The following is a 13,201-nucleotide window of genomic DNA, read 5'->3' on the forward strand; positions in this document are numbered from 1 at the left end:
CACACATTCCGTGAACGTGGTGGACGAGTTTCTTCTGATCGGCAGACTGGAGAGGTGCGGATAGAGAGCGTGGCCAGGATCCATACAGTCCGGCTCGGCAACGGTCGGTACGGTCGTCGCCGCTCCAGTTCTGTCGGTGGCCGGCACTCCGCTGCTGCGTCATATGTCGCGCACTTCCGAGGCGCACCGGCGGAGACCGGCTGACCATCCGGCGTTCCGGGGCGGGCCAGGATCAGATGGCCCCGAGGCCATCGGGCTGACACCCGGGAGCGCGCCCGGGTCGGTGGCCGTGCGCCGCTGTGGCTTCTGCGTTCCCAGGGGTTCCGTGGCGAAGAGCAGCCCCTTGCCGACGACTGACGCACGCGGAATCATGACTGCCTTCACCCCTACGAACATTCGGCCGTCAAGCGTACCGGTACCCGAGGCCGGGACGTGAGCATTCCGGGAGAATCATGGTCATCGCTGTCGTCTTCCTCGTCGTCTCCCTGGGCGCGAGCGTGATCTACGGCCGACTGCTGGACCGCCAGCTCAAGGGCCCGCAGCTGCGGGCCGCCTGGGCGGAGGGGCACACGGCCGAGGCCCGGTGCACGGCCGTGCGTACCGAGGAGGGGCAGGACGCCGAGGGCGGTTTCGTCACCTACGAATACCCCACGCTGGAATTCCGTACGGCCGACGGGCGCACCATCAGCATCGAGGAGCGCCAATCGCGTCACGTCCCGGCCGAGGGAGAGTTCGTGACGGTCCACTACAGCGCCCGGAATCCGGAGGGGGCGACCACCCGTGCCGCCTCGTTCGGCATGCTCCACGCCAGAGCCCTGATCACCGGGGTGGGTGCGGTGCTGGCGGTGGCCATCGCGTCCGCCCTGGCCCTGATGGTCTGACCCCGGGACTCGTACGCCGGGCTTCATCCGGCCGGCACTACGCACTCCTGTTCCACGTCCTGGCACCCGTCGCCCGGCCTCGGGCGGCCGCCCCGGTCGGCGCGGTGCGAACGGGTCGTGCCCTGAGTCGTGCCCCAGGTGCCGTCCTGGGTCGCCTCCCCGGGCCGCGTCGGGGTGCTCGTGCGGCGGGCCCACGACACGCTCCGACCTGGGGGACAAGGGCGCTGAGTGCAGGGCCGGCGGCGCCTGCTACTTGCCTGCAGAAGGGTCTGTGCGCAGCCGGACCCGTCGCCGCCGTTCGATGCGGTGAACCCTCCAGCCCGGCCGGCGCCGTCCCCGGCGACAGCTGCCACTGCACGTCACACCGGCCTCAACTCTCTTGTTCTCCGCCCTGTTTCGCCGTCTTGGGGTGCTGGGGCGGTGTAGGGAGTGCCGCACCGCTTCACCCATCAGGAGGACCCTCGTGATCGAGACAGTGTACGACGGCCAGGACCACCACGAGGACCGCATGTACCCAACCTTCGGCGACCCGGAGCCGTGCGCCTCTGCGAAGGACTCACCGCCCACGAGGTATGGCCCCAGGACGAGAACGCGCCTTGCCAGTTGCCTTGCGACAACCGCAGCGGGACCAGGTGTCACCGCCGGTGGAGATGGCCGCCGTGACAGCCTTGGTAGCGGTGTCGATGACGGAGTCCGTTCCGCCGACGTAGTTGGCGGCACAGGCGCGGGCGCCGTCCGCGCTGACAATCACCGCCGTCGGCATCGCGCCGACGGCGACGGACGCAACGGTCGCCCCGGTCGCCAGGTCCATGACCCGGACGGTATCGGCACCCTGGTCGGCGACGTACGCCTGCGCGCCCGTAGAGCTGATGGCGATGTCGAAGGGGGAGGTCCCGACCGGGTACGTGACTGTCACGATGTTGGATCGATGACGGTCAGCTTGCCCGCCTCGACTTGATGACATAGACGCGCTCTCCGTCGGGGGCGATCGCCGCGCCCTGGGGCGAATCCCCGGCCGGAATGCTGGCCACGGTGGTGCCGGTGACCGTATCGCTTGCGGAAACGGTGTCCGCATCGTGGTTGGCGAAGTACGCCGTCGGATGCGCGGCGGCCGCAGCGGCTCGCCCGGCAATGCCGGCCGTCAGCCCCGTGGCGGCCAGGACCACGCTCACAGCCAGAACCGCCGCCCAGCGCAACAGACCGCCCCGTCGCCGGGTGACCACTGTGGGACTGTTCATTTGGAACCTCCCCCCTCGCCCACGCCTGCGCGCGGGCCCGCACGAAAAGAGGCTTTGTCGGCACCTCGGCGGATCAACCCGACCACGGGGCCGGACCGGTGGAAGAACACAGAGCCCCGCCCGGCCTGCCGGGTCAGAGGTTCGCATCGAGGAATTCCTTCAGCTACCTCTTGAAGAGAGCCCCGATCCGGGTCGCCGTGACCTGGCCCGCCTTGAACAGCAGCAGCGTCGGAACCTGCTGCACACCGTGCTGCGGGCGGTCTGCGGGTTGTGGTCGACGTTGAGCTTGGCGATCATGACTCCCCTCGTACTCCTCGGCCGGCCCGTCGAGCAGTGGGGTGATCATCCTGGACGGCCCGGACCACTCCGCCCCTAAAGTTCACCAGCACCGGTCCGGCCGCCTTGAGGACGGCACCGTCGAACGAGCCGTCCGTCCCTCTCAAATGATCTTGTCGGACATCCGCGCCCCTTCACTTCCCTCACAAGCTGGGCGTACTCGCCCTGCCCGCGCCACCACACCGGCCCCGGCCGAATCCCCCGCACCCCCAGGACGGCAGTAGTTCTTCGGGCGTTGGTCAGGACGCCCGGCGGCGGAGTTCCTTCTTGTCGGGCTTGCCCGCGTCGGTCAGCGGCAGCGCGTCCACGAAGTCGATGCGGTCCGGGACGTACAGCTCCCCACGGCCCGCGCGGACCAGGGCGCGCAGTTCGTCCGCGTCAGCGGTACTGCCGGGGGCGAGGACCACGGTGGCGTGGATGCGTTCGATGCGGCCCTGGTCGCGGACGCCGTAGACGGCGCTGTGCCGGACGTCGGGGTGGGTATGGAGGAAGCCCTCCAGTTCGGTGGTGTACACATGGCCGCCGACCACGACGATCATGTCCTTGATGCGGTCGACGACGGTGAGGTAGCCCTTGGCGTCGAGGCGGCCGAGGTCGCCGGTGTGCAGCCAGCCGTCCTCCTCCAGCACCTCGGCGGTCAGTGCGGGGTCCTTCCAGTAGCCGTCCATCACCTGGGGGCCCCGCACGCAGATCTCCCCGACCTCCCCGTACGGAAGCACCATGCCGTTCTCGTCGCGGATCTCGACCTCTACGCCGGGAATCACGCGGCCCGCGGTGCGCAGGACATCCAGCCGGTCCGGGTCGTGCTCCTCGGCGGGCAGCACGCTTACGGCCCCGGCCTCGAACTGCCCGTAACTCTGCTGCAGGACACGGCCGAAGCGGCGGACGGCCTCGGCGACGCGGACCGGGGAGGACTGGCAACTGCCGTAGGTGATCCGCCGCAGGCTGGAGGTGTCGGTGCGGTCGATGTCCGGATGGTCGAGGACCTGGTAGAGATGCGGGGGCAGCAGGAGTACATGCGTGACCCGCTCGCGTTCGAGCGTCGCAAGAACCTCTCCGGGGTCGAAGCTGTCATGCAGGACGACGGTCCCGCCGCTCGCGAGCGTGGCGTCGGCGAGGAAGCCGCCCGCGTGCGAGAGGGGCGTGCACACCAGGTCGCGGCGGGCCGCGCCGAACAGCTCCTGCATCAGGCCGGTGGTCCGCATCCTGGCGAATGTGCCGCGTACACCCTTGGGGTGACCGGTGGTTCCACCGGAATGCCGGATCATGCACAGGTCCTCGGGGCGCGCCCTGCTCTCCACGGGATGCTCCGGCTGCGACGCGGCGAGCGCGAGGAGGTCTGCACCGGAAGCCGGGGCTTCCGAAGGAACCGGTCCGAGCACCAGGACCTGTTCCACCGGCACCGCCTCGGTGATCTGTGCGGCGCGGGCAGCCAGTCGCGGGTCGACGACGAGCGCGTACGTCTCCACGTCGGCCACGATCTTCGCCTGCACGTCCGGACCGAGTCTGTTGTACAGGTGGTTGTAGTGCGCGCCCAGCAGGTTCACCGCGTAGCGCACCGCGATGGTCTCCGGCAGATTCCCGCACAGCAAGGTCACCGCCCTTCCCGGCCCCACCCCGCGCTCTTCGAGGGCGAGCGCCATCCGGTACACCAGGGAACGGAACTCCGATGCCCCGATGCGGCGTTCACCACGCTCCCCGGCGACGAGAATCTCGCGGCCCGGGATGTCGGAGAGGCCGTCGAGGATGTCCTCGACGTAGTTGCGGAACGCGTGGCCTGTTGGGGCAGACATGGGGCCTCTCCGGCTTGATGCTGGTGAAGTGGGGGATCGCGGGACTCGGCTGCGACCCCCAGTACAGCCAGGATCGGCGCCGTCGATCAAGAGCGCGCTGAGAGAAAAGGGATGCGACCAGCCTCTTTGGCCTGATCCGGTCCATGGGAATCGCCAGTGGGCGGCATCGCCCGTCCTCTCTCCTGGACGAACAGCATCAGAGCGCGGAGGCCGGGGGGCTGCGACCGCGCGAAACCTCCGGCCGAACGGGCACCTCGCAGGTCCGCGTCCAGGAACGCCGCCCGCTCCCCGTCGGCGCTCCCCCACCCGGTCTCCGCTACCCAGCCGCCCTTGAACAACAGCCGCGTCGAGGCCACTTCCGCGTGCCAGGCATCGTGGGCAGGACCGCGACCGTCGGCGCATCCTTCGCCCGCAGTCGGTTGCGGCCTCTTCACCCGCCCATCCGCCCGTCCGTAGCGCCAATCCCTGCTGGTCCGCTCGTGCACTCCGACGGGCCGGCAGGCTACGCGTTCCCCATCCCTTGATCCACAAGGGAAAGGTAGAGTTCACGCTCCTTCAGCAGCCGCGGCATGTCTGCCACTGACTCCGCCTACGTCTACGTCTGGGCTGACGGCGTCCACCTGCGAATCCATCAGTACCCCAAAGTCGTCAAGCGCCTTACGGACGACGAGGACGAGCCGCTGGCCTTCATCGACTTTCCCGCCGAACACTGGATCCATCTGCGGACCACCAACCTGAACGAGTCGACCTTCGCCACCGTGCGCCTGAGGACCAAGGCTGCCAAGGGAGCCGGCAGCCGAGGCACCGCCCTCGCCATGGTCTTCAAGCTGATCGATTCGCTGATCGATTCCGCCCGGGCCCGGTGGCGGGCCGTGAACGCCCCGTACCTCGTCGCCCTCGTTCGTGCAGGAGCCCGGTTCGAACGAGGGCAGGCCGCCGAACACCCCGAGGCCGTCGAGGCATGATCGCGGGACCTTGGGCCGGGTGTCAGGCGCGTGGTAGTGAGGCTATTGCTTGGTGCCGGTGCGCAGGGCCTCGATGAACCAGGCGAATACTGGCGCCAGGCTCGGCGGGACGAGCGTCACCTCATGGCCGGCACCGGCCAGAGCACGGGTCAGGGGCAACGGAGCCCGGCCGTGCGACGGCGCACCCGTCGCAGTACGACATCACACGCATGAGCTTCCCTCGGACATGGGGCGGCTACCCCGGGCACCATCAGTGACAGCCGCCACCCCTACCACAGAGTGAGCCCAGCGGTCGTTCCTGCCGATCTCATAGGAGGAGAGGCATCGGTCGACGAGTCGCTGAACATCGGACCAGTTGGCATAGCCATCCCCGTCGGTGTCGGTGATGCTGAACGCCGCGTCCCGTTTCACGGCGATCGGATCACCGGCGACAGTGGTCGTGATCGTCCCCTTCATGGGAATGGCGTGTGAACACGCTCCGGAGGGCCGGCCGGGCACAGCCCTCGTGATCACGGGAAGAACCGCAAGATGCCCAGAACAGGCCCATGATCAGACGATGCGGTGAACCGCTCCTCCTACCGGGGCCCCGGTCAACACTCGGCCCGCCGCAGAGCCAGGAGGCCGATAGCAGTGCCGCCAGGGTTCCATCTTGGTCAAGGCTGACGCCCACCGAAGCGAGACCACCGTAGCCGGAGTCACCGTTCGCTACGTGATGACGGTGACCTTCGTCCAAGACGTCTACGTTCGGCTCCACCGCCCCTGAGCAGCCGTCAGCGGATCGCTGACACCAGGGTGCCGTCGGGCGGGACGGCGCCCGTACCGAGTCCAGCAGTTCGGCGAGCAGGCTCAGCGTGGCGTGGCGGCCCGCGAGGTGGGCGCAAAGGGCGCGAACTCGCGAACCGGGCGTGGGAGTCGAGACGGTGGGTGCGCGTGGGCGCTTCGATGCGCCTCCCCGGATCAGGCGTGCGGGCGGTGTGGTCGTGGGGAGATTCGTCGAGGCGTCGGCAAGGCGCGGCGCGCCTGCCCTGGTGCCGGTCTGAGGTCGCCCACCGACGGGGGACGACGGCGCCCAGGACGCGACGGGGGTGATGGGAATCGCCGAAGGAGCAATCTGGGCAGGCCGGTTGCCGCCGGCAGCGAACGCGATCGAGGGAGTTCGGTGAGTATCGGAATCGGCGCTGTCCACTGCCTGCTGCCCGGCGAGCACGTTCGGGTCGTCGACCTTCCCCAGTTCGCCGGGCTCGGGTACGCGGCGCCCGAGGGATCGGACGCCTCCGGTGTCCGCTCGGTGGGCGTGCACGCCGACACCGACGCGGGTGCGCTGGCCGCCCGTGCGTGCCGGGAGCTGTTGGCCGCGGACCCGCACGAGCCGGATGTGATGATCCACATCGCCGCGCGGCCGGGAGAAGGGGACGTCGGTACGGACGCGGGGCGCGTCCAGCACGCGGCGGGCATGACGGCGGCGTTCCCCTTCACCGTGGCGGGATCGGGGTGCGCGGCGTCGGCCGTGGCCTGGGCCCTGGCCCGCGACCTGTTGGCGGCCGACCCGGCGCGGCGCAGCGTGTTGGTGACGTACGGCAGCAGGCCCACCGACAGCAGCCGGGTGCGCCATCCGGTGATGGTCATCGGCGACGGGGCCTTCGCGATGACGCTGGTGCGTGGCGGCCGGCCCGTCCTGGTGGCCCACCGGATGCGTGCCGACGGACGGTTTCACGAACTCGCCGGCACTCACCCGCGCACCCCCGGCCGCGAGTCGCCCCACGAGAGTGCCGGCGGGCGCCGGGCCTTCGAACTGGCCATGAGTGGCCGCATGCATACGGCCGCGCTCGTCGACGAGGTCCTGGCCGAGGCCGGCCTGACCAAGGACGACGTGAGCGCGACCCTGATGCCGAACACCACCACCGGCGCGTACGGCTTCTACGAACAGGCCCTGGACCTGCCGATCCACCCGATCTGCGGGGAGCACCTCGCGCGGTGGGGACACCTCGGACCGATGGACGTCGTCCTCAACCTCGACCGCCTCCTGGCCACCGGCGCCCTGACCACGGGAGATCACGTCCTGGTCCTGGGCAACGCGCGTGTGGCGGCCTGGGCCGTAACCCTCTGGGAGATCTGACCAGGAGCCCATGAATTTGGGGTGGGCGGCTGGTGCCCGGTACCGGTGACGGAACTCCTGCCCGGGCGTTGTCGGGTCAACGGGCAGCACGGTGCCCGCAGCGGTCCGTCGGCTTCGTGAAGGGCGGTGGCCGGTGCGAGGCACGGACAACCTCCACCGAACCTCGTCCCTCTGTGGGGAATGTGCCTGGTGACGGATCGGTTTGGCAGTGGCGCAGCCCAAGGCCGAGAGATCTCACGGCCTTGGGCTGTGGCGGGCCATACCCCTGGCCGTTGTCCTGCGGCACGGTCTGGATCGACTGTTGACCTTCTCGTTGCTGAGTGTCGCCCCCGTGTACTCGGACACTGTGCGCAGTACGGGCCACGTCCTGGGAATTTCTCCGCGGCCTGTCTTCGCCGGAGTTCGACAGCGTCCCACCATGGGCGCGACGGTTCCGGTCGAGCGCCGACCACACCGGGCCGGAATCGTCCTGTCTGGTGCCCATCGCGCCAAGATTCGAACTTCTGCTGGCCGCGCGCGTCCTGCTGGAGGCTGAGTGTCCCGGTGCCCTGGGAGAGCCGGGTCAGCGGAGCAGTCGTGTGGCCGAGCCGGCCCCGCTCCTCAAGGCAGAATGACCGGTCGCCGATCGCGCCGACGCGCAAGACCGTTACGGCAACTGCCCAGAACCCTCGGAGTTCCGCGTTCCTTGTCCTGACGACTGTGTCTTTGCCTGCACTGATGCGGCATTAGCTGGTTCAGGCCGCGGAGTGGCTGCCGGGTGTGTGGTGTTCCTGTTCGTGGGCGGTGTTGAGCTGTGTGTGGAGTCCTGCGAGCCCTTGGGCCAGGGCGCGGCGTTCGGCGGGGGGCATGTTGTCGATGGCCTGGTGGAGCATGGTGTCGCGTTGTTCACGGATGCGTTGCAGATGCCTCTTGCCGCTGGGGGTGAGTCTCAGGGTGATTTCCCGGCCGTTGTCGGGGCTGGGCATGCGTTCGAGGAAGCCGGTGGCTTGCAGGCGGTCGCACATGCGGGTCACGGTCGGAGCTGCGGAGGCAAGGCGTTCGCAGACTGTGCGCATCCGTATGCCGTCCTCGCGGTCGACGACATACATCAGACGCAGCTGAGATGTGGAGCTGGGCGCTGTCATGCCCGCGGTGGCGTTTCTGGCGTTGTCCCACATCACGTCGAGGAGTTCGGTGATGAAGCTCGCGGAGTGGGTTGCCTCATGCCAGATTCCGCTGGGGGCTGCGTCTGCTGCGGTCATGATTGCCCGTCGGTGTGTGCTTCTGCCCGGTGAACGGCCGGGCAGTGGCTCAGGTGGTGCCGTCCGGTCCGGTGGGGCGGGCCGCCACAACGCTCTCCTCGGTCAAGGAGGACCTCACCGTGCCGACGAGGGGCGGCGCCGTGAGGTGGTCAAGGGTACCGGTGAGACGGAGGAGGCGGTCCAGCTTCGCGGGCCGGTCGTCCAGGTGGAGCCGTACCCCGGCCTTGGCGGTGCGGCGGCCGATCATCAGCAGGGCGGACAGGCCCATGGAATCGACGGTGCCGAGGTCCGCGCAATGCAGATGCAGGTCCGTCAGAGCGGGCCGGGCCGAGAGCTGTGCGGTGACCTCGTTCAGGAGGAGGCCGACGCTGTCGTGGTCGAGGTCGCCATGGACCTCTATACGGACGCTGTCCTGGGTGTCGATCGTGGTCAGGCGCAGGTGGTGGGGGTGTGTGGTCATGCGATGTTCCCGGCGGCGGTGAAGGGGGCGGAGGCGAGGGAGTGCGTCCCGGCCCGAAGGATGCGGGTGGCTCGGGGGAGGTCCTTGAGCTCGCGGGCCAGCAGATCCAGGGCCGGGGGCAGACCGTGGGCGGGGACGTGCCGGGCAACGAGGATCTGCGCGGTCCAGGTGACGAACGATGTGAAAAGTTCCTCGTCATCGAGGTAGAGCGCGGTGGCGAGGAACTCCACGATGTGGGCGAGGTCTTCCGCAGTGCGCTCGCGCTGGAGATCGCTGTAGGAACGCATCGCGGGAAATGCGTCTTCGAGCGCGGTGAAGACGTTCCGTACGAGAGAGGCGCTGTTGCGGGCGACCAGGGTGTATTCCTGGTCGGCCAGGTGCGGCAGGTCGTCGAACTGCTGGTGGTCGGCCCCCGGGCGCGGCAGCGCCCCCTCGGCCAGACGGTCGGCGGCGGTACGGGCGTCGGGGGCCCATATGTCGGCGCCCAGCAGCTTCGCGTACCGGCCCTCGGGTCCGAAGGCGGCGCCACCGACGAGGACGGGGACGCCGACGGCCTGGCAGGCGGTGATTGCCGCGTGTGCGGTGGGCAGCCTGGTGGCGATCGAGCTGGAGAGTGCGACCGCGTCCGCTCGGGTGTTGTGGAGGTGGGCGATGAGGTGCGGGGTGGGTACCTGGGCTCCGAGGTAGTCGACCTGCCAGCCGCGCAGCTTCAGGGTCTCTGCCAGCAGGCGGGCGGGCAGCCCGTGCCATTCGCCATCCACACAGGCCACCGTGATCCTGCCCCGGGTGGCTGTGGTGCGGGCGGCGGAGTGCACGCTCACTGCGGCGACGGCCCGGTCGTTGATGGCGGTCGCCGCGTGCTCCTGGGCGACGCTGATCCGGTTGGCCGCCCATTCCTCACCGACGCGGCCCTGCACCACGGCGATCACATCAAGAAGGACGCTCTCCGGACCGGCCCCCTCGTCGAGCATGCGCAGCACGAGTTTCGTGGCCGTGTACTCGTCCGCGGCTGAGACGGCGTTCCACAGCAGTTCCGCCGACTGCTCCGCAGGTTCGGGGCGGGGAAGGCTCTGCGGGGTGCATGTGGTCATGCGGTGAACCTGCCCCGGGTGTGACCGTTCACCGCGCTGAGGTGGTGGGTGCGGCGAGCGGAGATCACGACGACGGCCATGTCGTCGTGGGGGCGGTTGCCGAGCCACTGGGCGGCCAGCATCTGCACGTGTTCCACGATCCCTTCGGCCGGCATGCCCGCGCACTCGGCGAGGGCGCGCTTGAGGCGTTCCTCCCCGAACAGGTCGTTACCCATCGGGCCGCCCTTGGCTTCGGTGATTCCGTCGGAGTAGAGCACGCAGGACTCCCCCGGTGCGAGAGATACCGCTGTGGTGCTGGAGGAAATGTTCGGGATGGCCCCGATCAGGGTGCCGTGGGTATCGGCTTCCTCGACTGTTCCGTCCGCACGGATGATCAGCGGGCTGGGATGGCCGGCGCTGGTGAGCTTGAGGTCCACCGTGTTGCCGCGGCGTACGGCGGAGGCCAGGACCAGGGTCGCGAACCTGGTGTGGTGGGAGCTGAGCAGCGCGGTGTTCAGCAGGCTGAGCATCCGCTGGTGATCACCGGCCAGGGGAAGCAGGGCATGCAGCGTGTTGCGGATCTTGCCCGTCAGTACGGCGGCCTCCAGCCCCTTGCCGCACACGTCCCCGAGAGAAACCAGCGAGGCTTCGCCTTCGACCGCGGCGGGGTGGACGTCATAGAAGTCACCGCCGATGCGCTCATGGTCCGCGGACGGCCGGTAGCGCCCGGCGAAGTCCACCCCGGAGATCTGGTGCAAGGTCGGCGGCAGGAGCTCACGCATGAGAATGTCGGTGATCGCGGTCTGTTCCGCGTACAACCGTGCGGCCGACATCGCGGCCCCGGCACGGGCGGCGAACAATCGGGCGAAGACTTCTTCGTCATCGCTGAAGGCGGCGTTCTCCGTGCTCCGCAGCAGGATCAGTGCTCCGGCAGCCACACCGTGCCCGGGAAGCGGGGTGATGACGATCGAGCCGACCGGCCCGAACCCCTCGGGCACCATCCACGCCGGCGCGGTAGCCGGGTCGATCCATCGCGAGGGCACGGGAGGGAACCCGCGCAGCGCCTCCCCCAGCCCCGGCACGTCATCAGGGTCTACCGTCAAGGTGGACAGAACAGGGGCACCGCCGCGCAGGCAGGTCACCACCGGCAGCCGCTGCCCACGTGCCGGCGCGATCGCCAGTGCCGCATCCGCCAGGCTCTCGGCAGCCATCTGCGCGGTCACGTCCATACAGCGTCCCAAATTGAGGGAGGAGAGGAGAACGTTGGATGCCTTCGCGAGGAACGCGGTCCGCTCCCGCTCCATGTGCAGGGCTTCCCGGACGAGCTGGTGATCGGTGTCATCCACCAGCCACCACGCCACCGAGCCGTCCTTCCGCACAGTCGGGTGCGCCTCGAAACGGCGCCCGCCGATCGCGCCGCCCAGCGACCGCTCGGCGACCGGGACGGCCTGCGGGCCGGGGGAACTCAGCGTGCGGTGGGCGGCACAGAGCCAGGCCGGAGCCACGTCCACGAGGGGTGTCCCCGGGGCCGCGGCGGGCAGAAGAAGACCTGCCGCGTCATTGCACTGCACGACAGCGCTATCGACGTCGGCGATCAGGACCGGGTACGGGGCCCGGCCCCATGGAAGGTCGGGCCCCGTGTCTACGGCGGTCTGCACTTGAGTGGGTACCAAATGTTGAAGATCCGCTGAGCGGATCCCTCACCTCATCAACTAGACGATTGCCTGAAGGCAACAATCCCCCACGGGGCCACCGCCTGACAACCTGCCCTCCTCCCCGCGCGGGCTTCTCGTGCAGAAGGTTGCAGGTTCTTCACGTGAAAACCACACGCCTGGCGTCTGAGGCCCTAGACGTCGCGGCTCGGTCGGCCGTGCCAGTCCAGACACATCACCAGTGAGTCGTCCGCCGCCGGGCCGGAGCCGCGGTGACCCAGCAGTTCCTGGAGCATCACTCTGGGCACCTGCGGGGCGGGCAACAGGCGGGTGCTGCTGATCGACACGGCCAGCGCGCGGAGGCTGTACTTCTCGCCGCCCGGGGACAAGGCATCGTAGACGCCATCGCTGATGAAGAGCAGCCGGTCTCCAGGTTCGACCTGGAAGTGCTGCGGAACGTAGGCCGTGTCCTCGAACATGCCCAGGGGCATCTGCGCCTCCAGCTCGATCGGTTCGACGACCCCCTTGCGCACTCGCCAGACCCGCGGTGAACCGGCGTCGATGATCTCCACGTTCCCGGTCGGGAGGTGGAAGCGGAACAGCAGTGTCGACAGGTACCGGCTTCCTCCGTACTGCCCGTACACCGCCTGATCGGCAAGATAGGCCTGATCGCTCAGGCTCAGGCCGGCGCGGCGGGCATTGCGCAGCGCGTTGACGGCGAGGTTCGTCAACAGGGCGGCGTCGATGCCTTCACCCATGCCGTTACTGACGGTCACGTACAGATCGTCGGCCGAGGCCGACCAGTCGAAGCTGTCGCCGAAGATGGCGTAGGCGGGCTCCAACTGGGCACCCAGGCTGTACTCCGGCCGAGCGCAGGAGCGCCCGGGCAGCAGCTGCCACTGCATCTCGGCGGCCAAGGTCAGCCGTTCCGCTCGCCGTGCCTGCAGGAAGAGGTCGGTGTCTCGTTCGGCGACAACCACCTCGTGCGCCAGGGCGTCGGCGCAATCCCGCAGGTCTTCCAGTACGGCCGCCTCCAGCTCCTCGCCCTCGCCCACCTGGAGGGTGACGCTGAGGATGCCCAGCCGGTCGCCTCGGACACTGACCGGCAGGTGCACCGTCACCGTGGACGCCGAGTGGTCGTACACACAGTGCGGTTCCTGGGCGCCGAACGCACGGCCCGGAGCGCTGTCGTGCACCGGCACCGGAGAGCGCGTATGCGGCAGCACCCCGACGGGCTGCAGCCTCGTCATGGCGTAGTCGACCAGCAACAGGTCCACCCCCCGGGCATGGTGGCGGTGCTCGATCACGGAGCGCATCACGTCGAAGATCTCATGGGGCGCGGCCGCGCGCAGCGAGCGCTCGACCGCGCTGGGTCTGTCCACCGGTACCGAACCTACTTTCTTACGCATATCCCCATCAAAGCGACTGACACCATCGACCAGCCGGAAC

11 protein-coding genes and 2 pseudogenes are annotated in these 13,201 nt (G+C 69.1%); 3 read left to right on the top strand and 10 right to left on the bottom strand.

Features of this window, described 5'->3' with window-relative positions:
• Positions 1 to 452: 452 nt before the first annotated feature.
• Positions 453 to 881, top strand: a complete 429-nt coding sequence (locus tag OG251_RS00905; RefSeq protein ID WP_326675014.1) for a DUF3592 domain-containing protein — start codon at positions 453 to 455, stop codon at positions 879 to 881.
• A gap of 556 nt (positions 882 to 1,437) precedes the next feature.
• Here the strand turns inward: OG251_RS00905 and OG251_RS00910 are convergent.
• From OG251_RS00910 to OG251_RS00920, 4 genes and pseudogenes are all read right to left on the bottom strand, one after another.
• On the bottom strand, positions 1,438 to 1,797 hold the full coding sequence (locus tag OG251_RS00910) for a YncE family protein (protein ID WP_326675016.1): 360 nt from the start codon (positions 1,795 to 1,797) through the stop codon (positions 1,438 to 1,440).
• Between the two features lie 19 nt (positions 1,798 to 1,816).
• Positions 1,817 to 2,119, bottom strand: coding sequence for a YncE family protein (locus tag OG251_RS00915; RefSeq protein WP_326675018.1), 303 nt, complete (start codon positions 2,117 to 2,119; stop codon positions 1,817 to 1,819).
• Between the two features lie 163 nt (positions 2,120 to 2,282).
• A pseudogene (locus OG251_RS44895) lies at positions 2,283 to 2,477 on the bottom strand (hypothetical protein); the annotation flags it as partial.
• Positions 2,478 to 2,694: 217 nt separating this feature from the next.
• A complete protein-coding gene (locus OG251_RS00920; protein WP_326675020.1) occupies positions 2,695 to 4,248 on the bottom strand; it encodes an AMP-binding protein in 1,554 nt (517 codons plus the stop codon).
• A gap of 632 nt (positions 4,249 to 4,880) precedes the next feature.
• Between OG251_RS00920 and OG251_RS00925 the strand changes: the two are divergent.
• Positions 4,881 to 5,213 (top strand): annotated as a pseudogene (locus OG251_RS00925) (transposase); the annotation flags it as partial.
• A gap of 201 nt (positions 5,214 to 5,414) precedes the next feature.
• Here the strand turns inward: OG251_RS00925 and OG251_RS00930 are convergent.
• On the bottom strand, positions 5,415 to 5,669 hold the full coding sequence (locus OG251_RS00930) for a hypothetical protein (RefSeq protein ID WP_326675022.1): 255 nt from the start codon (positions 5,667 to 5,669) through the stop codon (positions 5,415 to 5,417).
• A 703-nt stretch (positions 5,670 to 6,372) separates the two neighbouring features.
• Here OG251_RS00930 and OG251_RS00935 point away from each other — a divergent pair.
• On the top strand, positions 6,373 to 7,329 hold the full coding sequence (locus OG251_RS00935) for a 3-oxoacyl-ACP synthase (RefSeq protein WP_326675024.1): 957 nt from the start codon (positions 6,373 to 6,375) through the stop codon (positions 7,327 to 7,329).
• Positions 7,330 to 8,063: 734 nt separating this feature from the next.
• On the opposite strand, the gene OG251_RS00940 is transcribed toward OG251_RS00935, so the two are convergent.
• The 5 genes from OG251_RS00940 to OG251_RS00960 all read right to left on the bottom strand — a co-directional run bounded on the left by OG251_RS00940 (position 8,064) and on the right by OG251_RS00960 (position 13,134).
• Positions 8,064 to 8,570 (bottom strand): MarR family winged helix-turn-helix transcriptional regulator, encoded by a 507-nt coding sequence (locus tag OG251_RS00940; RefSeq protein ID WP_326675026.1) that lies wholly within the window; start codon positions 8,568 to 8,570, stop codon positions 8,064 to 8,066.
• Between the two features lie 49 nt (positions 8,571 to 8,619).
• Complete coding sequence (locus tag OG251_RS00945; RefSeq protein ID WP_326675028.1) at positions 8,620 to 9,030, bottom strand: STAS domain-containing protein; 411 nt, start codon at positions 9,028 to 9,030, stop codon at positions 8,620 to 8,622.
• Positions 9,027 to 10,121 (bottom strand): cobalamin B12-binding domain-containing protein, encoded by a 1,095-nt coding sequence (locus OG251_RS00950; protein ID WP_326675029.1) that lies wholly within the window; start codon positions 10,119 to 10,121, stop codon positions 9,027 to 9,029. The genes OG251_RS00945 and OG251_RS00950 overlap by 4 nt, the downstream gene beginning before the upstream one ends.
• Positions 10,118 to 11,671, bottom strand: coding sequence for a PP2C family protein-serine/threonine phosphatase (locus OG251_RS00955; RefSeq protein ID WP_326681109.1), 1,554 nt, complete (start codon positions 11,669 to 11,671; stop codon positions 10,118 to 10,120). Before OG251_RS00955 ends, OG251_RS00950 begins: the two co-directional genes overlap by 4 nt.
• A gap of 275 nt (positions 11,672 to 11,946) precedes the next feature.
• Entirely contained in the window at positions 11,947 to 13,134 is a 1,188-nt protein-coding gene (locus tag OG251_RS00960; RefSeq protein WP_326675031.1) for a PP2C family protein-serine/threonine phosphatase, read from the bottom strand.
• Positions 13,135 to 13,201: the final 67 nt, after the last annotated feature.

The sequence above is a fragment of the Streptomyces sp. NBC_01237 genome (assembly GCF_035917275.1).
Lineage (GTDB): Bacteria > Actinomycetota > Actinomycetes > Streptomycetales > Streptomycetaceae > Streptomyces.

Coding starts and splice junctions, on each gene's coding strand:
- OG251_RS00905 (WP_326675014.1), top strand. CDS start 453: ATGGTCATCGCTGTCGTCTTCCTCGTCGTCTCCCTGGGCGCGAGCGTG.
- OG251_RS00930 (WP_326675022.1), bottom strand. CDS start 5,669: ATGAAGGGGACGATCACGACCACTGTCGCCGGTGATCCGATCGCCGTG.
- OG251_RS00915 (WP_326675018.1), bottom strand. CDS start 2,119: ATGAACAGTCCCACAGTGGTCACCCGGCGACGGGGCGGTCTGTTGCGC.
- OG251_RS00920 (WP_326675020.1), bottom strand. CDS start 4,248: ATGTCTGCCCCAACAGGCCACGCGTTCCGCAACTACGTCGAGGACATC.
- OG251_RS00950 (WP_326675029.1), bottom strand. CDS start 10,121: ATGACCACATGCACCCCGCAGAGCCTTCCCCGCCCCGAACCTGCGGAG.
- OG251_RS00940 (WP_326675026.1), bottom strand. CDS start 8,570: ATGACCGCAGCAGACGCAGCCCCCAGCGGAATCTGGCATGAGGCAACC.
- OG251_RS00945 (WP_326675028.1), bottom strand. CDS start 9,030: ATGACCACACACCCCCACCACCTGCGCCTGACCACGATCGACACCCAG.